Consider the following 21900-nt stretch of genomic DNA (forward strand, 5'->3'; position numbering starts at 1 on the left):
GATGGCTGTCACACTAAGTTCAAAGATTGCGGCACTAACCTCGGATGACTACGAGGTTTATTTCTCACCGCAAACCCGCGCCCGCGCGGAACGTTACGCGGAGGATGGCCATGTACTTGATATCTCCGAGGATTCCGAGGGGATTACGGCCCACGTACTCGGCAATGGGCATACCTACCAGGTCGTTATCGAAGATACTGACCCGCTCCTGGCGTATTGTTCCTGCCCGGTGGCTCAATACTGTAAACATATCCTCGCAACCCTGCTGATATGCGCAGAAAATGCCGCCGATAGATCCTGGCGCACGCTGCTGACACGGGTATTACATCAGGCACAGGCCACCCCGAAAACACGGGGCCTCGGGCTTATTCTCGGCCGTAATTCGGAAAACGGGAAAATTACGGGAATGCTGTATCCCGCGCAGCGTAACCTCAACGGCGAATGGTCGCGGCGAAGTACCGCGTGGTCCACTATCGCGCCGCGGTACGGCTCCCGCGCCAACACCGAAGGCTTTGACCCGCTCCAGCTCAGTGCGCTCCGGAACTTGTACGAGGCAGCCCGGCGGAATCCCTATTCCAACCCGAATATTTCACTCCGGGACCTTGGCGCTGCCGCGATGGCGTACCTGCGTAACGTCCACGATGCCGGCGTTGAGCTTTATTGCGGTGATGTTGATCAGCCCTTGCGCCTGGCTCATGACCCCTGGGGTGTGCAGTTGAGCCTTTCCGCCCGCGAACCTGATAGTAATGACCTGCTTCTGCGGGTGCTTCCGGAAACTCCGAACGGCACCCCCGCCGAAGTTCTTGCGGGCACCACCCCGCCTCTCGCCCTCAGTTACGAGGACGGTGCTTATATCCTGGGCCGCCTGCGCTCCACTATCCCCGATTATCTTTTCCAAGCCGCGGAAGATGCCCATCCTCTCACCATCCCGGCGGCGGATGTTCCTGTTTTTGAACTCAATCTCCTCCCGGAACTCCCGGAAGATATCCCCGTTGTCTCCCCCGATGGCGCGTTCACGCCGCACCGCTTCGCCGAACCGAATCTCCACGCGCTTATTCGCCGCCCTTCCGCTGAGGACGGCGCGCACTATCGGCACAGCGCTTTCCTCCTGGAGTGGTACCTAGGGCGGCGCATGCTGCCGGCCGATGGTAGTGAAAACCCCGCCGAATCCGAAGGCTCGGAGAGCACGTCCCTCTATACGGAACTGACGGTGCACCGCCTCCTCCACGAGGCGCCTCGGGAACAGCTCACCGCGGTGCGTGAAATCTGGACGAAGGCCACGAAGCTGCCACCACTTGACCTTCTAACAACCCAAAGTTTGGATCTCAGCACCTATCAGACCCTGCGCGAAGTCGTTATTCCGGCCTGGCGCGAGGCAGGTATCACCACTACCGTCATGGAGGATGCCAATCTCACTATCGTGACCGACACCCCGGTGTTGAGCACCAGCGTGAGCGAGGAGAACGACTGGCTTGACCTCAATATCACCGTCGACGTCGGCGAGCATCAGATACCACTCAACGTACTCTACGAGGCACTGACCAGCGGGCACGACCACCTCATCCTCGGCGATGTGCTGATCCCGCTGGGCAGCGACTTCGATGCGCTGCGCCAGCTTTTGCACGACGCCGCAGCTCTCGGCACCGTCACCCCCGAGAGCATCTCCGTGCCCCGGGCACGCGCCCATGCCCTGGATCTTTCCGCGCTGGCCAATCCGCAGGCGCTCACCGATGCGCTCACCCAGCTTGATCACCTGGGCGAGCCGGTGCCGGTTCCCGAAACATTCCAGGGCACCCTGCGCTCCTATCAGGAAGCCGGTTATTCCTGGCTCACCCACCTGGCGCGCGCTCATTACGGCGGGATCTTGGCCGATGATATGGGCCTGGGCAAAACCGCGCAGATGCTCGCCATGATCAGCGGCGCACGCGCCGAGGGCAAGTTAGAAGGCCCGGTGCTCGTGGTGGCTCCCACCTCCGTGGTGCCGGTGTGGCGCAGCGAAGCGGAGCGCTTCACCCCGGAGCTGCGGGTACACACCATCACCGGCTCGGGTAAACGCCGTTCACTGGCCCTGGCAAATATTGCCGCGAGCGCGGATATTGTGGTGACCTCCTATACCCTGCTGCGCCTGGAGCGCGCGGAGTACGCGAAGGTTGATTGGGGTGGGGTTATCCTCGATGAGGCCCAGGCGGTGAAGAACCCCAGCACGGTGGGCTATCGCGCCGTCGCCGCGCTCACCCGCCCCTGGACTTTCGCGGTTACGGGCACTCCGGTGGAAAATAGCCTCTCGGATTTGGCGGCGCTGCTGGCCCTCACCAGCCCGGGCCTGCTCCCCGGGCACGCGCGTTTCACCGAGCAGTTCCAGAACCCGATTGAAAAAATTAATGACGAAGAAGCCGCCGCGCTGCTCACGCGCCTGGTGCGGCCCTTTATGTTACGACGCCGCAAAGCCGAGGTGGCCAAGGACCTCCCGGCCCGCACCGTGACCGAGCTGAGCGTGCCCCTCGCGCCCGCCCACGCGCAGCGCTATCGCAAGCAGCTGGAACGCGAGCGCCAGGAAATCCTCGGGCTTATCGATGATCCGAATGCCAATCGCATTTCGATTCTGGCTTCCCTCACCCGGTTGCGGCGCATGGCCATCGACCCGGGCCTGGTGGACGGGCGGATTACCACCCCGCCGGCGAAAACCAATCTGCTCCTCGAGCACCTCCAGCAGATCATCCCGGAGGGCCATCGCGCCCTGGTGTTCTCCCAGTTCACCACCTATTTGGAGCGGATTGCCCACCAGCTGGATCGCGAGGGTATTACCTATAGCTACCTGGATGGTTCCACCCGGGACCGGGCCGGCGCGATTGCAGCGTTCCGCGATGGCAGCGCCCCGGTGTTCCTTATTTCCCTCAAGGCGGGTGGTACCGGGCTTACCCTCACGGAAGCGGATTACGTATACATTATGGATCCGTGGTGGAATCCGGCCGCCGAAGAGCAGGCCATTGACCGGGCCCATCGTATTGGCCAGGATAAGCCGGTCACCGTCTACCGGCTGGCCTCGGCGGATACCATCGAGGAGAAAGTCATCGCCCTGCAGGCGCGCAAGCGTGAGCTGGCCGGCCTGGTTGATGAGGCGGCCCGCGGGCCCATCTCAGGGGCGGATATCCGCTCCCTTCTCGAGCTCACCGGGCCGGAAGGCCGCTAGCTGCGCCGTCGTACCGCGGGCCCGTGCCCCGCACCGCCGCGGCACGGAGCGCGGGGCGCGGCGCCGTCGTCGTACCACAACAAGCATCCGCACTTAAGCCGGACGGGCCGGTCACGTTTTCACGCAACCGGCCCGCTCCGCGCAGGCACACAGCCCGCACCTTCGCTACCGCTCACCCGCACCGCAGGTAAACACCGTTTACCCACGCGGCGCAAGTAAACACCGCATACCTACTACAGCATGCAGGAGACGCAGCCTTCCACTTCGGTGCCCTGGAGGGCGGCCTGGCGGATACGCATGTAGTAGAGCGTCTTGATGCCCTTGCGCCACGCGTAAATGTAATTGCGGTTCACATCGCGGGTAGTCACGGTGTCCGGGTAGAACAGCGTGAGGGAAAGCCCCTGGTCCACGTGCTGGGTGGCTACCGCGTAGGTGTCGATGATCTTCTGCGGGCCGATTTCGTAGGCATCCTGGAAGTATTCCAGGTTGTCATTGGTCATGTACGGCGCCGGGTAGTACACCCGCCCGATCTTGCCTTCCTTGCGGATCTCGATCTTGGAAACGATCGGGTGGATCGAGGAGGTGGAGTGGTTGATATAGGAGATGGAACCGGTGGGCGGAACCGCCTGGAGGTTCTGGTTGTACATCCCGTATTCGGCCACGTCCGCGGCCAGCTGGGCCCAATCTTCCCGGGTGGGGATATGATGCGCGGCGAAAAGTTCGCGCACCCGCTCGGTTTGCGGGACCCACTCCTGCTCGAGGTACTTCGTGAAGTAAGCACCGTTTGCATAGGTAGAATCCTCGAAGCCTTCGAAGCGCTCCCCGCGTTCCTTCGCCAGCAGCATGGAGGAACGGATCGCGTGGTAGGCAACCGTATAGAAGTACATATTGGTGAAGTCGAGGGCTTCCTCGCTCCCGTAGAAGATCCGCTCGCGGCCCAGGTAGCCGTGCAGGTTCATCTGCCCCAGCCCGATCGCGTGGGACATCTCATTCCCACGCTTGACGGAGGGCACCGAATCGATGCTGGTCTGGTCGGAAACAGCCGTGAGAGCACGCACCGCGATCTCCACCGTTTTGCCCAGGTCCTCCGAATCCATGGCCTCGGCGATATTGAGGGAGCCGAGGTTGCAGGAAATATCCTTACCCACGTGCTTGTAGGAAAGATCCGCATTGTATTCGGACGCCTCGGATACCTGGAGGATTTCCGAGCACAGGTTGGACATGGTAATCCGGCCCTTAATCGGGTTGGTGTTATTGACGGTGTCCTCGTACACGATGTAGGGGTAGCCGGATTCGAACTGGATTTCCGCGAGGGTCTGGAAGAACTGGCGCGCGTCGATCTTCGTCTTCTTAATGCGCTTGTCATCAACCATTTCGCGGTACTTTTCACTCACCGAGATCTCGGTGAGCGGCTTGCCGTAGACCCGCTCCACATCGTAGGGGGAGAAGAGGTACATCGGCTCGCGGTTCTTGGCCAGCTCGAAGGTAATATCCGGGATCACCACGCCCAGGGAAAGAGTCTTAATCCGGATCTTTTCGTCCGCGTTTTCCCGCTTGGTATCCAGGAAACGCATAATATCCGGGTGGTGGGCGTGCAGGTACACGGCCCCCGCGCCCTGGCGCGCCCCCAGCTGGTTCGCGTAGGAGAAGGAATCCTCGAGCAGCTTCATAACCGGGTTCACCCCGGAGGACTGGTTTTGAATGCGCTTAATCGGGGCACCCTGCTCGCGCAGATTGGTGAGGTTGAGCGCCACCCCGCCCCCGCGCTTGGAAAGCTGGAGCGCGGAGTTAATCGCGCGGGCGATGGATTCCATATTGTCTTCCACCCGCAGCAGGAAGCAGGAGACCAGTTCCCCGCGGGCCTGCTTGCCGGCATTGAGGAAGGTGGGGGTGGCCGGCTGGAACCGCCCGCTGATCATTTCTTCCATGAGGTTGGTGGCCAACTCGGTATCCCCATCGGCCAGCGCGAGCGCCACGATGCAGACCCGATCCTCGAAACGCTCCAGGTAGCGGGTGCCATCCCAGGTTTTCAGGGTGTAGGAGGTGTAGTACTTGAAGGCCCCCATGAAGGTGGGGAAGCGGAACTTATGCGCGTAGGCCTTCTTGTAGAGCTCCTTAATAAAAGCCATATCGTAGGCGTCGATCACGCGCTTTTCGTAATAGCCTTCGCGCACGAGGTACTCCAGCTTTTCTTCCAGATCGTGGAAGAACACGGTGTTCTTATTGACGTGCTGGAGGAAGTACTGCCGCACGGCTTCGTGATCCTTATCAAACTGGATCTTGCCCTCAGCATCGTACAAATTGAGCTCGGCATTGAGCGAGTGGTAATCCACGAGCGAATCACCCAGGTTTTCCGAACCGGTATCCGTTAGTGTTGCGTTGCCCAAAACTGTTCCAAACCTTCCTTAACCGTGGCGACGTCCGTGGGCGTGCCGAGCAGTTCAAAGCGATACATCATGGGGACGCCGCATTTTTCGGCAATAACATCCCCGGCGAGTCCGTAAACATCGCCAAAATTGGTATTTCCTCCGGCGATCACCCCGCGGATGAGAGCACGGTTGTGTTCGTTATTGAGGAATTTGATGACGGGGCGCGGCACGGCGCCGCGATGGTTCCCGCCACCGTAGGTGGGGCAAATAAGCACGTAGGGTTCATCCACCACGGGCGTTTCGCCATGGATGGGGATCCGCACGGCATCGTAGCCGAGCTTTTCCACGAACCGGTGCGTGTTATTTGTTTGAGAAGAAAAATAGACGATACGTGCCATCGGTTCTTTCCTCAGCGGGCGGCACGCGGCCGCACCGCCAGCTTAGGCAGTCACCAGGGTGGGTTCCGCGGTGGCCTGCGCGCCGGCCTTGAGCGCCTTGATTTCATCGGGGCGGTAGCCGGACCAGTGATGACCGTTCGCGAAAACCACGGGCGCCGACTGGTACCCGAGGGCCTTCACCGCGGCAAGGGCCTCCGCATCCTGGGTGAGATCCACGAGCTCGTACTCCAGCCCCGCCTTATCGAGCGCGCGCTTGGTGGCATTGCACTGCACGCACGCGGGCTTGGTGTAGACGGTAATGCTCATGGGGTCTCCTCGAATTCGGATTGTCACGCTGTGTGCGTGGTGGAACGACTACAAGGCTAAACACTACACCTAGTGGCACCTAGAACAAAAGACCACTAGAACTTGTGGTTTTTACAACGACGCCGCCACTCCCGCTTTGCGCCTATTTACGCGGTTTTAGGACTTTGGACCCGCGCTTTGTGAAGCCGGTAACCACGCCGCCCGGCGTGTCATGCAGGGCGGGCCGCGGGTGAGCCACGCGCGGGCCAGCTACATATCTAGGCACCCGCTCAATACGCCGGATCATTTAGCACATTCACTAAATTTCCGCCAGAGTAAGGAGTCCCTTACCCGCCTATTTGTAACCAATCTCACGCCAATTTTGGCGCTCTCAGTTTTTATCTTGTGACCTACGTCCGTACGATTCTAATCAGACTTAAGCGGATTCGGATTCGACCGCCGTGACCAACGCTGCTCACCGACCCGTATCCGAGCCGACCTCGTGCGATGAAAAGGAGAACATCGTGGAAGCCTTTACACAAACCGCCGCGCCACTGGGGAGTCTCACCCTCTCCGCCCTCGTGGCCCTCCTGCCGCTCCTCACGGTGTTCTTCCTGCTGGGTGTTGTGCATATGAATGCGCACTGGGCGGGGGTATGCGGCGTCGTCGTGGCGCTTGCGGTAGCGATCTTCGCTTTCCGTATGCCCGCCGGAATGGCGCTTTCTGCCGGGCTGGAAGGGGCCGTTTTCGGGATCTTCCCCATTACCTGGATCGTTCTCACCGCGATCATCCTTTTCGAACTCACGGTGGCCTCCGGGCACCATGACACCCTCATGCAGGCCTTCGCGCGGCTCTCCCCCGATCCGCGTGCCCTGGGCATTTTCATCGCCTTCAGTTTCTGCGCCCTCCTCGAAGCGCTGGCCGGATTCGGGGCGCCGGTGGCGATCTGCGGCGTTATGCTCCTCGCCCTCGGCTTCGCGCCCTGGAAGGCGGCGCTCACGGTGCTGGTCGGCAATACCTTCGCGGTGCCCTACGGGGCGATGGCCACGCCCGTGCTCACCGGCGCGAACCTCACCGGCATCGATGCCGCCACTCTCTCCGCCCAGATCAGCGAGCAAACCAGCGTGCTCGTCTGGCTCATCCCCTTCGCGCTGCTCCTCATTATGGACGGCTGGCGCGGCCTGGCGCAGGTGTGGCCCCTGGCCCTGGCGGTGGGCGCCTCCTACGCGCTGAGCACCTGGCTCGCCGCCCGCACCCTGGCCCCCGGCCTGGTCAATATGGTGCCCGCCCTGGTGAGCCTGGCGGTCGGCATCGCGCTGCTGCGCATCTGGCAACCGCGCGGCAGCCGCGCCGCGGCCGAACGCCTCACCGGCGCCGCGCCCCAACCGGCCACCGAACGGATTCGCCCCGCGGCCCTGGCCTGGGCCATCTTCCCCTACGTGCTTATCGTGGCCGTTTTCGTGACCACCCAGATGGTGCCGGCAATCCGCAGCGCGCTGGCTGCCACAAACGTGACCATCCACTGGCCGGCCCTGTGGGCCGGGGGCGAGAATCTGGTGCGCGCCGCCGATGGCACGCCCGCCGCCTCCAGCACCTACACCTTCGCCTGGCTGAGCTCCCCGGGTACTTTGCTGCTCCTGACCGCGCTGGTACTGGCCGCCTGCTACCGGATGCGCCCGGGCGCGGTAGCGCGCCTCATGTTCGCCCAGGTCTACAAGCTGCGCTGGACCTTCCTCACCATTGGTTCGGTGCTCGCCCTCGCCTACGTTATGAACCTTTCCGGGCAGACCCTCACCATCGGCACCTGGATTGCCGGTGCCGGATCCGTCTTCCCCTTCCTCGCCCCGATTCTGGGGTGGATCGGCACCGCGGTGACCGGTTCGGGAACCTCAACGACGGCGCTCTTTGCCAATCTGCAGCACACCGCCGCCACCCAAATCGGGGCGGATCCGGGGCTGCTGGTGGCCTGCAATACCGTGGGCGGGGCCGTGGGCAAGATGATCAGCCCCCAAACTCTGGCGATTGCCACCGGCGGGGTGGATATGGTCGGCGAAGAATCCGTGCTGCTGCGCAAGTCCCTGCCCTGGGCCTGCGGCCTGCTCATCCTGCTGTGCCTACTGGTTGGGTTCCTCGCCTAAATACTTCCGCCCTGCCAGAGGTCCGCGGCTGGCCGGGCACAGCGCCGCGCAGCGGCGGCGTCGTCGTAATAACAACGAAAGAAAAGAGTTGATATGACCCTCATTCCCGGGCCGGAACCGCGCAAGAAAGTTGCGGTTTTCGCCACCTGTATTAACGAGGTGATGTTCCCGAATACCGTGAATAACACCGCGGTGCTGCTCGAGCGGCTCGGGTGTGACGTGGAGTTCCCGCGCGCCCAAACGTGCTGCGGGCAGATGTTCACGAATACCGGGTATTTTGACCGGGCGCTGCCGAGCGTGCGAGCCTTCCTCGAAGCTTTTGAAGAATACGACTACATGGTGGGACCCTCCGGCTCCTGCGTTGGTTCGGTACGCGAACAGCATGAGATGCTGGCCCTCGATGCCGGCGAAGATGAGCTGGCGCGGCGCGTCCACGAAGTGCAAAAACGGGTCTACGACATCAGCGAGTTCATCGTGGACGTGCTGGGGACCGTGGATGTGGGCGCGTACTTCCCGCACACCGTCACCTATCACGCCTCGTGCCATTCGCTGCGGGTGGCCGAGGTGGGCGACCGGCCCATTCGACTGCTGCAAGCGGTGCGCGGGCTGGAATATATTCCGCTCGAAGATATGCGCCAGTGCTGCGGTTTCGGGGGCACGTTCTCCGTGAAGAATTCGGATGTGTCCATCGCGCTGGGGCGGGATAAAGCCCGGCACGTCATCGAAACCGGGGCGGAATACGTGGCCAGCCTCGATAATGCCTGCCTCATGAACTTCGGCGGGATTCTGCACCGCGAGAAGAAACCCGTCCGCCCCATTCACATGGTCAATTTGCTGGTGCAGACCGCGCCGGTTGGCGCCGGCGCCGTGCCGGGTGCCGCCGGCGCCGTGGCCGCAACCACCCCCGCCGGGAGGATCGCATGAAAACTTTGAAATTGGAACGCCTCACCCCGGCCCCGCCCGAAGGGGATCTGCTCGATTCGCCGGCCTTCCCCAAGGCCGCGGTGCGCGAGCTGGGCAACGAAACGCAGGCGAAGAATCTCCATCACGCCACCCACACGATTCGCGCGAAGCGCCAGGCAGTGGTGAGCGAGCTGGATAATTGGCAGGATATTCGCCAGGCCGGTGCCGATATTAAGAACCGGGTGGGCCGCCACCTCGATCATTATCTGGCGGAGTTCGAAAAGAACGCCACCGCCGCCGGGGCGCATGTGCACTGGGCGCGCGACGCGGAGGAAGCCAACCGGATCGTCATCGACCTGGTGCGCGCCACCGGGGAAAGCGAAGTCACCAAGGTCAAGTCCATGGTCAGCCAGGAAATTGACCTGAACGAACACCTGGAAGAAGCGCGGATTGCGGCCTGGGAAACGGATTTGGCCGAGCTCATTGTGCAGCTCGGGCACGACCGGCCCAGCCATATTCTGGTGCCCGCGATTCACCGTAATCGCAGCGAGGTACGCGAGATTTTCCTGCGGGAAATGGGCCAGTACGGCACCCCCTGCCCGCCCGATGTGACCGACGAGCCGGCCGAGCTGGCCGCCGCGGCCCGCGTGCACCTGCGCGAAAAGTTCATGCGCACCAAGGTGGGGATTTCCGGCGCGAATTTCGCGATTGCGGAAACCGGTTCCCTGGTGGTGGTGGAATCCGAAGGCAATGGCCGCATGAACCTTACCCTGCCGGAAACCCTCATCTCCGTGGTGGGTATCGAGAAGATTCTCCCCACCTTCCAGGATCTTGAGGTGTTCTTGCAGCTGCTGCCGCGTTCTTCCACCGGCGAGCGCATGGCTCCCTACGGGACCATTTGGACGGGCGCGCGCGAAGGTGACGGCCCGCGCGATGTTCATATTATTTTGCTGGATAACGGGCGCACCAAGGTGCTCTCTGACCCGATCGGGCGCGCGGCGCTGCGCTGCATTCGCTGCTCGGCCTGCCTGAATATTTGCCCGGTGTATGAGAAGGTGGGCGGGCACGCCTACGGCTCGGTCTACCCCGGGCCCATCGGCGCCATCCTCAACCCGCAGATCCGCGGCCTGGAATCGGTGGTGGATCGCTCCCTGCCCTTCGCTTCCACCCTGTGCGGGGCGTGTAATGAAGTGTGCCCGGTGAAAATTCCGATCTCGAATATCCTCGTGCACCTGCGCCGCAAAGCGGTGGATAAGAAACGCGCGGAGGCCGGGCTGCGCCCGCACGTAGAGCCGATCCTCATGGCCGGCGGCGGCTGGGTTATGGGCAAGGGCTGGCGCCTGGGCGCCGCGGCCCGGCTGGCGAGCGTGGGCGGGNTCGCCGCCGCAATGCGCTACCTCCAGCCAGGAGGAGAATCGCGAGAACGATGGGCGCTGTGAGCTCAGCACCTGTATGGCTCAGCCGCTTCGTCGATGCTGGGGCGGGTGGAACCTTGATGTCCACGCTCGCCGTGACACCCGTGAGTTTCTCCCCACCCGGAGTCACTGCCGTGACGGTTGCGGTATTGGTTACCGTCGTTCCCTGCATCGGTGCGGTGATCTTCGCCCGGGCGTGTGCTAGAAGCGCTTCTCCCGGAGCCAATACCCCGGACGCACCCGGCCAGCTGTACTCGATGGGGCCCAGCCCGGCCATTGGGTCATTGATGGTGATGCCGGTGAGCGTCGTCGTTCCAGTATTGACCACCTCGAAACGGTAGATGATGACATCCCCATCCACCTTCGCGGTTTTCTCCATCGTCATCCCCGGGTGTTCGGTGATGGTAATGGAACCGTGGCCGCCACTGCCCGGAATTTCCGGGTCGCCCGGCTTATTCGTGATGGTATCCCCGCCCGGGGTCACCCCGGTGGCGCTGGCATCGTTGCGAACGGTACCCGCATCCACCTGCTCCTGGGTGAGCACCGAGGTTGCACTCGCACTGGCCTTCTCACCCGGAGCGAGCACCCCAGCCTCACCCGGCCAGCTGTACTCAATCTCGGACAGTCCCGGGAAGTCATCCTGAATAACAACGTTGCGCAGGGTGGTATTTCCGGTGTTCTCCAGCGCGAAAGACCAGGTGACAATATCACCTGCGCGCGGGTTTTCCTTCTCCACGCTGCCCGTTTTCACCAGGGCGAATGAGGGACTCTGCGGAAGCACCACGGTTTCTGTGGCACTATCGCGCACCTCCAACCCACGCGGCGATGTCGCGCTCACCTCCGCGGTATTCTCCACCACGCCAGCATCAAGCAGCCCCTGAGTGACCGGCGAGGTCGCACTGGCGGTCACCGACTGCCCCGGGGCTAGAACCCCGGCCGCACCGGGCCACGCACCAAAGCTCACCGCGCTCAAGCCAGGAAGCTCATCGCGCAGTGCCACCCCACTTAGCGTGGTGGTGCCGCGGTTCGTGATGGTAAAGGTCCAGGTGACTTCGTCACCGGCGCGCAACATCTCGCCCGCGCGCTCCGGTACGCTCCCCTGCTTGATCACCTGGATCTGGGCGCCGTCCGGGATGCTCACGGTAGCGCTATCACTGGCTGTGACCGCTGTTCCGTGCGGATCCGTACCGGTAGCCGTGGCGGTGTTTTCCAGGCTGCCGCGGTCCACATCCGCTTGCGTCAGCGTATAAGTTCCGGTAACGCGCTGAGAGGCACCGGGTGCCAGCGTTGTGATAGTACCCAGTTCCCCGCCCAGCAACGGATCAGATACGACGACGCCGCTGAGGGTCACGTTGCCGCTATTACTCACCTCAATGGAGTACTCCACGGGTTCGCCGGCACGCAGCTGGGCGGGCGTCGTCGCCGTTTTCACCAGGCGCAACACCGCGGTCCCGGGCAGCGGGGTCGTAATCGTGCCACTACCCTCCACCGCGGTACCGTGCGGGGATGCACCCGCGGCCGTGGCGGTGTTCTCCAGGCTGCCGCAATCAATATCCGCCTGGGTGAGGGTGTAACTGCCGCTCACCGTGCCGATAGTTCCCGGGGCCAGGGTGGTGATGGTGGCGAGTTTCCCGCCGAGCAGCGGATCACTCACAGCAATTCCATGCAGGGTCACATTGCCGGTATTGCGCACTGCAATGCTGTACTGCACCTGCTCACCGGCCGCGATAGTTGCCGGCGACGTAGCGGTTTTGGTGACCGCGAGCGCCGGGGCTTCGGGGAGCTGGACGGTGGCGGTTCCCTGGGCGCTCACCGCTGTTCCGCTCGGGTCGATGCCAGTAGCCGTGGCGATATTATCCACGCCGCCGCGGTCAATATCCGCCTGAGTGAGGATGTAGCTGCCGCTCACCTGCTGGCGTGCCCCTGGTGCGAGCGTGGAAACCGCCCCCACGGTGCCGCCGAGCAGCGGGTCCGTCACCGTCACGTCACTCAGGGTGACATTGCCGGTATTGCTCACCTCAATGGTGTAGCTGACCTGCTCGCCGGCCGCGATAGTTGCCGGCGGCGTAGCCGTCTTGGTCACCGCGAGGGCGCCGGCTGCGGGCAACGGAGTGGTCACCGTAGCCGTGGCCTGCACCGAAGTATTCTGCGGCGAGGTTCCGGTGACTGTCGCGGTATTGTCCACGCGGCCCGCGTCGATATCGGCTTGGGTGAGAGTGGCGTGCGCGGTTCCCGTGGCGACGGCGCCCGGCGCCAACGTGCCCTGCTGAGCGGCATCAGGCCATGTCATAGCAAGGCCGCTTACCTTCGGGTCACTCAGGGTGAGCTGCGAAAGCGGCACGTTCCCGGTATTCGTGACGGTGAAGGTGTAGGTCACGGTATCGCCGGCCGCCGCATTCGCGCCTGCATCACCGGCGGCAAGCGCAGCCGTCTTGGTGAGAGCAAGGGCGGGCTGGGCGTGGAAGAAACCAAAGTCTTGGCCGTCCAACTTAGCTGCCCGCGCCACCGTCACCACGGCACTGGTGGCTGCGTCTTTACCGGCCGGGGAGTAGCTCGGCACGTAGCTCGCGCTGCCTCCCGGGGCAGGCGGGGTGACCGAGATGCGATAGGTTCCGGCTAGTACATTGTCGAAGGAATAGGTGCCGTCGGCTGCCGAGGTTGTTTCTATCGGAGCGCCGCTGGGGCTGAGGACCGGGTCACCTGTGCTGGCATCCAGGAGGCGCACGGTGGCACCTGCCAGCGCGGTGTCATCCGCGCTGGCGCCGTCGTCGTTAATATCCACGGCAATTCGCCCGCTCACAGTTGCGGCAACCACCGTAGCGCTTTGCGGTTCGCCCGCGGTGAGCGGGAGCGGGGAATGCGAGGTGGTGCGCAGCAGGCCGGTCATGGTGTTGGCGATGACCGCGCCGGCTTCCGCCTGCGGTGCGTCCAGGGTAAGGGCGTAGCGCGCGCCGCCGGCCAGCCCGGTAGCGAAATCGTTGATGATGAAACGCAGTGCCGTGACCTGGCTGAGGTCCGCGGAAGCCGTCAGTTCTTGCCAGGTGATGCCCTCCGCCGGAGCGGCCCCGATGGTGCCGTGCGGCGCCGTGGTGTATTCGGCTCGCACATTGGCGGCCTCGCCCTGGAGGCGTTCCACCCCGGTAAGGATCGGGGTCACGGTGGTGCCGCGTCCGTCGCCCACGTAGGGCAGTTCGTCCACGAAAATCGCGTGCCCCATGGAATCCATGGTGGTGTTGTACATTTCCACGAGGTAGGACGCCGGTTCATTGCGCTGGATGTTGGGAGTGCGGAGCGTCTTGAGGTAATTCGCTCCGGCAACCAGGACCATAGTGACATCGGTGGAGGTTTGGGCCTGCCAGCCGGCCTGATCGATCACATCCCTCCAATACCACTTCCGAAGGTCATCCCCGCGGAAATAGGAATCCAGATTGAGCTGGCCGGATTCGGGTAAATAGGGCCCTATGTGCAGATTGATGGGAATCTCGGGCAGCTGCTGGCCCACCGGAAGTTTGCCGCCATTGGCCACGTAATCGAAGAGGTACGGGGTGCGCCCATCCGCGCAGAGATTCGCATCGGAAGCCTTGCTCCCCCTCCACGTGGCGGCGTCCACGGGAGACAGATCCACATCCACTACTTCCGCGGGAATACACATGAGCACCTGAGAGTGTGCGGCAGTCGTTTGCGGAGAGTTGGGGACGAGGAAGGTTTCCGGGCGGACAGTGTAGCGATACTTATTATTTGTTTTCGCTACCGTGACGCGGTTGCCAGCAGATCCGTCCGGATTAATATCGGTGAACAAAGATGACCTAAAACGAGCTTCTCCAACCGCGACGAAAATGCGCCCTCCGGTACCTTTATATTGATTTCTTCCCTGGTACTTCGACCGCATATCCACGGAGAAGCTGATACCGTCATCAACAAAAACCGCGTCCGAGCTTGCCACCGCTTGGACTGTGAAGTACATATGGTAGCGCTCTCGCGCAGCGGATGGGCCTGTGCGCACGGACAGCAGATTGCCATTATTCACTTTGGGGCGGGCTTGCAACGCATAAACGTCGCTAAAATCGCCCGAATACTCGGATAGTGGGCGGAATTCCCGCAGCTCCGGGCTACCTGGGGCACCGGCCCGCACGTACAGGTCATAATCCGATTTTGGAATCTCATAGTAGCCGTTCGCTGTTTCGCCGGGCATGCCCTTGGGGTAGGGGTCCCCGGGGATATCGCTGGTTTTTACGAACAGGCGCGCGGTGCGCGGATCCATGCGTTGGTAAGCCGGATTGCCCGCGTTGAGGGTGACCTGGTTATCGACCGAGCCCACGCTTTCGTACTGACCGCCCAGGCGGGTGTTATCCAGATACTGGTAAGCAACGCCGATGAGTGCATACGGAGTATTCGGCGGCACAACGCCGTTGTGCCCCAAGCTCGGCCTTGCCCGCATCGCGTCCGGGTCGGCTCCCTCTGGATGCCTGCCGTAACGCTGATTGGTATCTGTGAGGAGCCGCCCTTCCGTAGGCCGGTCGATTGTCCACGTGAGGGTTTCAGTATTATTGAGCGGGTTTGTTTCGTGGAGAGGTTGTGAGGGCGACGACGCAGAACTGCCCCGCGGGTTGACCGGAGTGACGGAACTGCTGAAAGTAACCACCGTCTTATTAGCCAATTTCGCAAACTCAGAAGCGGGAATCCACACTCGGTATTGCACATAAGCAGCGGAATTTCGATCCCGGGCTTGGGCTCCCGTGAGAGTGAATTTTCCGAAGGAGTCCCCTTTTTCGGCAGTGATCCCCGACCGCACCGGCGCAACTGCCCACCGCTCCGGAATGAAGGGGCGCGGAGCATTAGCGCCGGGTTCTTGCACCATGATCGTAAATGTGACCGCGGTGGTGAGAGGTTTCTCAAACGTCCACCTATCGGAGAAGGGGAAACTGTACTTCGGCGTGAAACCGAAGAGATTGCCTTTTTCCGTGCCGGAGCCGAAATTATAGGGGCCTTCCCCGCGGTAGGTACCCGTATCATCAACTGGATCACGGCCGTGCCCAAGATCGAAGTCAAGCTGCCCAACAACTTCAACGGAGGTGAGATCACCAGATACCGGAACAGTGCGCTCCCCCTGCGCGTCGGTCACCTTCAGTTCGGGACTGTAGGTGCTGCCCGGGCCCACTCCGGTGCCCGGCCGCGCAATAATCGGTTGGATGACCACAGCAGCGGTGCCGGAACCGCCCTCATTACTCACGGTAGCGGTGAGAGTGCGGCCATCTGCGCTCACGGTGTAGGAGCGTTCCACACCGTTCGCGGTTCCGCCCAGCACGGCGTCAAGCCCGGGGCCAATTTCCCAACTCCACCCTTCCGGGAGAGTCTGTGAGATGGTGGCGGAGGTAGCATCAGATGCTACGAAGGCCCACTGGAATGAGACGCGCGATCCGTACCCAACTTTCCCATTTTTTGCGTTGGTATCGTAATCGCCGTAGGTATCATCCCCGGTAATACCGAGGGAGACATGAGTGAGGGTACCTGCTGCGGGAGCTGCGGAGGCTTGCGGGAGCGCTCCCCATCCCAAACTCAGAAGAAGGGCGGTACACAGCAGCGCAATAAGCGACCGCCGTGACGCCCGTGGCATCGTGAAATGTCGATTCATCGAGCTTCCTTGCGTGAAAATGTGATGGCATATTCCATCATGATGTGACTTGTTGCTATAGCAGCAATGATGAGGACCCCTGCCATAACAATCTGTAATGAATCGTATCGACGTTTTCCAAATTTTTGGCAAACTTTTATTGTCTACTTTGTGGCATCGGGCATATTTTTGCGCATACCTAAGTCCTGAGCGCGAAACTGCTCAAAGTACTAAAATAAATAATAATATTGTTCCGGTTTTCAACTTGAAGTATCGTCGCAGCATCGCAGCTGCTGAGGTCAAGGAGTAACTCATGCCGCGCCGCCTTTTACCCGGCCGAAACCCGCGCCCGCTCTCCACCCGCCAGCCGCGCTCCCGCGCGCTCCTGAGTTTCCTGGCGGTTCTCTTCCTTATTCTTGGCTCGCTGATATGGATCACTCCGGGGCCGGCCCGCGCCGCCGATACCGGCGATACCAGCACCACGGCCAATACCAGCGATACCAGCCCCGCGGCCGATGCGGCGTCGTCGCCGCGCGCCGTCGTGCAATGTTCGCAAGATCCCAATGACTTGACCTGCCCCGAAGCCCTCCTCACCCAACGCATTCGCGAGGCCGGAACCACGCCCACCCGTATTATTTTGGGCGCCACGGACACGATGCTCACGCAACCCCTGAAGATTCCCGCCGGCGCGGATATCGAGCTGGTCAATGGCGCCCGCGCCCCGTGGGGCACCACCACGTCGGGCCTCAACCGCGAGGATGGCTTCACCGGCGTGATGGTGCAGGTGCCGGCCGGCGCCGCGCTCACCTTCGATAATTACGACGGCGGAACTTTCCACCTGCTGAGCCGCGGCGAATGGGTCCCGGGCGGCGGCACCCTTTTGGATGTGCGCGGCAGCCTCACGATTAACGGCGGGGAGTTCTCCGGGGTGCGCGGGGCGAAGCAGACCTACCAGGGCGCGATAACCGTCAGCGGGAAAAACGCCAGTTTCACCCTCAACGGCGGGAAAGTCACCGATAATCATCGTGAGCTGGATAATCCCGGCGCTGTCCAGTACGGCGCGGCTAATATCGCGGTGACCGAGGGCGCCACCTTCGTGATGAACGGCGGGGAGGTCAGCAAGGGCAAAGCTCGCGTTATCGATTCTCAAGGTTACGGTGAAGTCGGCGGGATTGGCCTCTACAAAGGTGGGAAAGTCACCATCAACGGCGGCACCATCACGGAAAATTCCGGTTTCGCGGGCGGGATGGTCGCATTCACGTGGCTGTGGTCTAAATCCGATGCCACCCCCGAAAACTCCGCTCGCACCCGCAGCTATATCACGGTCAATGACGGCACCATTTCGCGTAACCGCGCCTCTTTCTCCGGCGGCGGCATTCTCGCTTTCGGCAACGCGGATGTCACTATGAACGGTGGCACCATCGATTCCAATAACGCCCCCAACGGTGGTGGCGTGGGAACGTTCAACCTCTACACCTGGGGTGCTGATGGCACCTGGCAAGAAATCCCCGGCGACGGCATGAACTGGGGTTTCACCCGTGAACAATGGTCCGAGCTTTCTCCGGGTGGTTTCACCATGAACGCCGGCACCATTTCGAACAATTCCAGCTGGCGCACCGGCGGCGGCGTGAACGTGGTGTCCAACAAGGTGCTACTCAATGGCGGCACGATCAGCGGCAATAGGGCAGGTCAGCAGGGCGGCGGTGTTTACGTTGCTACCGCCAATTACACGCTGCACCTCGCCGATACTCTGGTGACGGAAAACGCCGCTTCGGGAATTGGCGGTGGGATCTGGACCTGCCCCACCGGCAACGTGGAAGTCCACGTGGATAACGGCGCCGCTGTTTTCGGCAATACAGCCAAGCGCTACGGCGCCGACCTCGCGCACGATAACCTCGGTTCGGTCAGCTCCGCGCCGGTGTGGCTTTCGGATAGCATCATCGGCGGCGGCCTGGTGGATTACTACCAGGACAACGAAGGTGCCCGCTTCGATCCGGCGCAGCTGGGCCTGCCCCCGGACCAGCGGCCCTACCCGCAGCTCGTCAAGGGGCGCCGTATTTCCAACGAGGGCTTCGCCGCCGTGGTTTCCGATCCCGCTAAGAACGCGGCCCGCGGTGCTGCGCGCCTGGTCATTACGGGTAACGCCGCGCCGCGCGGTGCGGGTATCGGCACGAATGGCTCGGTTATTTTCGGCACGTGGGGTCGCGCGCAGGCAACGGTCACGAAACAGTGGTTCTATGAAACGACGACGCCGCCAGCGGGCAACGCGCCCAGTCCGGTACCGGCTCGTCCTTCGGATATTGCCTCATCGAGCGTGTCGATGCGCCTGGTCTCCGATACGTCCGCTGAGCTCCTGAACCCACAGGTGGTGCATGAATTCAGCGTGACGGCTGGCGAGGAGTGGACGAAGAGCTTCACTGATTTGCCGATCCGCAACGATGCCGGGGAGTTTTATGTGTACGCGGTGCAGGAGCTGGACGCGGCCGGCAAGGTGCTGAAAACCAAGGTGTTGGAACCGTCGCAGCTGCTGGTGCAGCGTGGGGAAGAGTTGCCCGCGCGGCCGAAGTTGGAGGAAGGCATGGCCCCGCCCGAGGTGTGGTTCCTCGGGAAGGTGGCTAATGAGGTTCCCGTGCCGGTGGATATTACGGTGACGAAACAGTGGGCCTACCGCGATTCGAGCGATCCGGTGCCGGGCGCGGCACAGCCCGAGCAGGTGGAATTCGAGCTACTGCGCGATACCAGCGCGGAGTTCACCAACCCCGAGGTGGTGCAGAGCTTCACCGTGACGAAGGTCGATAACTGGACGCGCACCCTCACCGGGCTTCCCCGCGCCAATGCGGAAGGCGTGGCCTACGTGTACGGGCTGCGCGAGAAGGGAGCTGGCGAGATTGTGCCGGTGCCGGCTGAGCCCGGCACTCCCGAAGCTCCTGGCGCGGACGGCATTATTCACCGCGCGGTGACGGTGGTCAATACCCTGACCCCGCCCCCGCCTACTACGCCACCCCCGGCGCCGCCCACAACCGAGCCGCCGGTACCGCCGACCACTCCGCCGGCGCCGCCCACGACGCCGCCGGCTCCCCCGACGACTCCGCCCACGGTTCCGCCGAGTACTCCTCCGGTAACTCCGCCGGCCAGCACGCCTCCGGCTACGACTCCGCCGAGTACACCACCAGCTAATCCACCGCGGATTGTGCGCACCGGCAGCGATGCCCGCACCGGAGCAGCCCTCGCGGGCTCAGCGCTCCTCGCCGGCCTCGGAATTCTGGCCTGGCGCCGCATCCGCACCGACCGCTAGGCAAGCCCTGCGCCTAAGCCACGGGGGTGGTACATCGCGCGCGATGTACCACCCCCGTCGTCGTCGTTCAGTAGGTGGCAGTGTGGTTGTGAATCGTATCCTTAGGAATGGCCATAATAACTACGACACAACTACTCGGGTCTGTTTTCCACAAAAGATTCGAGGTGATCAAATATAACTGTGCCGTCAACCGTGATAACGATACGCGCTGAGAGAGTATTGCCGTTAAAGGGGTCTTTTTCGTCTTTACCGAACTCGTCTCCGTACCACGTAACTTTGACATCATCAGCAGTAAGCTCTCGGGGAGACGTTACTTTGTAGCGGTGAGGTTCGTCAGGTTTAACATCCACTTTGGTGTACGTCAAGACATGAACATCGTCCACATCTTGCCATATAGAGACAGTGTCGTAAAAGGATTCAACGGAGCATATAAAATCTCCCGGAATAGGTTCTCCCGGCGAAAGTCGAAATGGACCTTCCTGGGTGGAGCACGAGGCAAGGAGACCAGCGAGGAACATAAAACCTGCGGCAATCAGCCTTCGTTTATATTGCTTCACCGCGGTCTCCTTACCCCTAGCATGTGACACTCAACTCGTTGGTATATTTTTACCCCACCGGCCCGAACGAGGAAATGCCATGAAGAGGATCTTGCTCCTTTTTATATCCGCGGGGGCCGGGGTGCAGGCCGCCGGACCCGGTATGTATTTTCCGAGATGTACTGCCGATGTTGTACATACGAAGTACAGCTCAGCAAACACATAGTGCCACCTCAGGTGCCGGTGTTACTCCTGAGGTTCGACTTACGGATCCTCGGCTTACGGAACCCTCGGAAAGACCGGGGCTAAATGCGCGTTTTAGGAAGCGATTTTATGGGCGTATTTTTGGAAAGTGCCCTGCCGGGAAAGATGGAGATGCCCTCCGATCTGCTCCCATGTAAGACCGTTTTCGCGAGCTTTACACACCGCTTCAAGTGATGCTAACTGCGCTTGCTGAGTTGCTATACGGGCTTTTTCCAGTGCAATAGCAGCCGTATTGGCCTCAACGGTATCGAAGTCTGCCAGCGTGCAGTTCTCAAACCAGTTCGCCATTTCTTCAATGCTCATTTGAGTAGAGTCCATGATTCCTCCTCGCCCTACGTTAACACTTGTTTACGCCAGGGGTCATGGATGGTTTAATCTAGCGGCCGCCACCGCGAAATTATGCCCGCTGGCCGGCCACGTAGAGGCGCAGGGCGCGCTCGGCGGCGTTTTCCAGGTTCGCTGCGCCCTCCGCGAGCGCCTCATCAAGCGTGCAGGGCCGATCAACAATCGGCACCAGACCAACGAAGCCGTGCTCGTACAGGTCCTCGACGCCTTCGCCGAGTTTCCCCGCGAAAGCAATAATCGGCACGCCGGTGGGCTTGGCGCCGCCGGTATGTTTACCGCCGCCACCAGCCGCCGCGGCGAGCCGCGCCACCCCGGAAAGCGTTTTACCCATGAGGGTTTGGCGATCCATGGCGCCCTCCCCGGTCAGGACCAGATCCGCGCCGGCCATCGCCTCGGCCAGCCCCACGGTTTCCATCACCAGATCCACCCCGGATTCCAGGCTGGCACCCAGCAGCAAAAACGCGAAACCGAGGCCGCCGGCCGCCCCCGCGCCCGGTGTCTCCTGCACGTCCATCTTCCCGGCAACGGTCGCAAAATTACGCAGCACTCGGTCCAGGAATTCCACATCCTCCGGTGAAGCGCCCTTCTGCGGCCCGTAAATCGCGGAAGCCCCGCGCTCGCCGAGCAGCGGATTATCCACATCGCATGCCACCCGGATGGTCACGCCGGCCAGGCGCGAATCCAGTCCACTGAAGTCCGCACGCGCCAGCCGCACCATTTCCGCCGGGGTGGTGCCCAGCTCGGTGGCGGCGTCGTCGTAAAAACGTGCGCCGAGTGCGGCGAGCATCCCGGCACCGCCGTCGTTCGTGGCGGAACCGCCCAGGCCCACCAGAATTTCGGTGGCGCCCTCGTCAAGCGCCCGCGCAATAAGCTGCCCCACCCCGGTGCTATCCGAGCGGCGAATATCGCGCTCCTCGGGGCGCAGCTGGTCCAGCCCCACCGCGGCGGCGCTTTCAAAAATGGCACGCTCCCCCGCGAGCGCCAGCTCGGCCGTCACGGTAGCCCCGCGCACCCCGGCCACCGGAAGCGTGATCACCCGCGCGCCCAGCGCATCGGCAATGGCGCGGGCGAAACCTTCGCCGCCGTCCGCCATGGGAACCTCCACGCACTGCGCATCGGGAATAGCCCGCCGCGCCCCGGCCGCGAGCGCC

13 protein-coding genes are annotated in these 21900 nt (G+C 62.2%); 6 read left to right on the forward strand and 7 right to left on the reverse strand.

Annotated features, from left to right (window positions below):
* Window position 1: 1 nt before the first annotated feature.
* Window positions 2-3190, forward strand: a complete 3189-nt coding sequence (locus CZ322_RS02545; protein ID WP_087070083.1) for a DEAD/DEAH box helicase — start codon at window positions 2-4, stop codon at window positions 3188-3190.
* A 233-nt stretch (window positions 3191-3423) separates the two neighbouring features.
* Here the strand turns inward: CZ322_RS02545 and nrdE are convergent, their stop codons facing one another.
* The 3 genes from nrdE to nrdH are packed head-to-tail and all read right to left on the reverse strand — an operon-like array spanning window position 3424 to window position 6263.
* A complete protein-coding gene (gene nrdE, locus CZ322_RS02550; protein WP_087070084.1) occupies window positions 3424-5577 on the reverse strand; it encodes a class 1b ribonucleoside-diphosphate reductase subunit alpha in 2154 nt (717 codons plus the stop codon).
* Window positions 5559-5957, reverse strand: coding sequence for a class Ib ribonucleoside-diphosphate reductase assembly flavoprotein NrdI (gene nrdI / locus CZ322_RS02555; protein ID WP_026429160.1), 399 nt, complete (start codon window positions 5955-5957; stop codon window positions 5559-5561). The genes nrdE and nrdI overlap by 19 nt, the downstream gene beginning before the upstream one ends.
* 42 nt (window positions 5958-5999) lie before the next feature.
* The gene (nrdH, locus tag CZ322_RS02560) at window positions 6000-6263 is read right to left on the reverse strand and encodes a glutaredoxin-like protein NrdH (protein ID WP_026429161.1); all 264 of its coding nucleotides are present in this window, start codon (window positions 6261-6263) and stop codon (window positions 6000-6002) included.
* Window positions 6264-6766: 503 nt separating this feature from the next.
* Between nrdH and CZ322_RS02565 the strand changes: the two genes are divergently transcribed.
* The 3 genes from CZ322_RS02565 to CZ322_RS02575 all read left to right on the forward strand — a co-directional run bounded on the left by CZ322_RS02565 (window position 6767) and on the right by CZ322_RS02575 (window position 10722).
* The gene (locus CZ322_RS02565; RefSeq protein ID WP_087070085.1) at window positions 6767-8380 is read left to right on the forward strand and encodes an L-lactate permease; all 1614 of its coding nucleotides are present in this window, start codon (window positions 6767-6769) and stop codon (window positions 8378-8380) included.
* A gap of 93 nt (window positions 8381-8473) precedes the next feature.
* Complete coding sequence (locus CZ322_RS02570; protein WP_087070086.1) at window positions 8474-9304, forward strand: (Fe-S)-binding protein; 831 nt, start codon at window positions 8474-8476, stop codon at window positions 9302-9304.
* The gene (locus CZ322_RS02575; protein ID WP_234984427.1) at window positions 9301-10722 is read left to right on the forward strand and encodes a LutB/LldF family L-lactate oxidation iron-sulfur protein; all 1422 of its coding nucleotides are present in this window, start codon (window positions 9301-9303) and stop codon (window positions 10720-10722) included. The genes CZ322_RS02570 and CZ322_RS02575 overlap by 4 nt, the downstream gene beginning before the upstream one ends.
* Here CZ322_RS02575 and CZ322_RS02580 read toward each other — a convergent pair.
* The gene (locus CZ322_RS02580) at window positions 10604-16330 is read right to left on the reverse strand and encodes a DUF7507 domain-containing protein (RefSeq protein WP_087070087.1); all 5727 of its coding nucleotides are present in this window, start codon (window positions 16328-16330) and stop codon (window positions 10604-10606) included. The genes CZ322_RS02575 and CZ322_RS02580 overlap by 119 nt on opposite strands.
* Window positions 16331-16427: 97 nt before the next feature.
* Between CZ322_RS02580 and CZ322_RS09820 the strand changes: the two genes are divergently transcribed.
* Window positions 16428-16619 carry a hypothetical protein gene (locus CZ322_RS09820; RefSeq protein ID WP_143231818.1) on the forward strand — a complete coding sequence of 64 codons (192 nt, stop codon included), beginning with the start codon at window positions 16428-16430 and terminating at the stop codon, window positions 16617-16619.
* A 3-nt stretch (window positions 16620-16622) separates the two neighbouring features.
* On the forward strand, window positions 16623-19604 hold the full coding sequence (locus CZ322_RS02585) for a Cna B-type domain-containing protein (RefSeq protein WP_087070088.1): 2982 nt from the start codon (window positions 16623-16625) through the stop codon (window positions 19602-19604).
* A gap of 131 nt (window positions 19605-19735) precedes the next feature.
* On the opposite strand, the gene CZ322_RS02590 is transcribed toward CZ322_RS02585, so the two are convergent.
* From CZ322_RS02590 to CZ322_RS02600, 3 genes are all read right to left on the reverse strand, one after another.
* On the reverse strand, window positions 19736-20161 hold the full coding sequence (locus CZ322_RS02590; protein WP_087070089.1) for a hypothetical protein: 426 nt from the start codon (window positions 20159-20161) through the stop codon (window positions 19736-19738).
* Between the two features lie 297 nt (window positions 20162-20458).
* Window positions 20459-20722, reverse strand: a complete 264-nt coding sequence (locus CZ322_RS02595; RefSeq protein ID WP_143231819.1) for a hypothetical protein — start codon at window positions 20720-20722, stop codon at window positions 20459-20461.
* Window positions 20723-20801: 79 nt separating this feature from the next.
* On the reverse strand, window positions 20802-21900 hold a 1099-nt coding region (locus CZ322_RS02600; protein ID WP_234984428.1), incomplete at its 5' end, for a glycerate kinase family protein.

The sequence above is a fragment of the Actinotignum timonense genome, from assembly GCF_900155575.1.
Taxonomy (GTDB): domain Bacteria; phylum Actinomycetota; class Actinomycetes; order Actinomycetales; family Actinomycetaceae; genus Actinotignum; species Actinotignum timonense.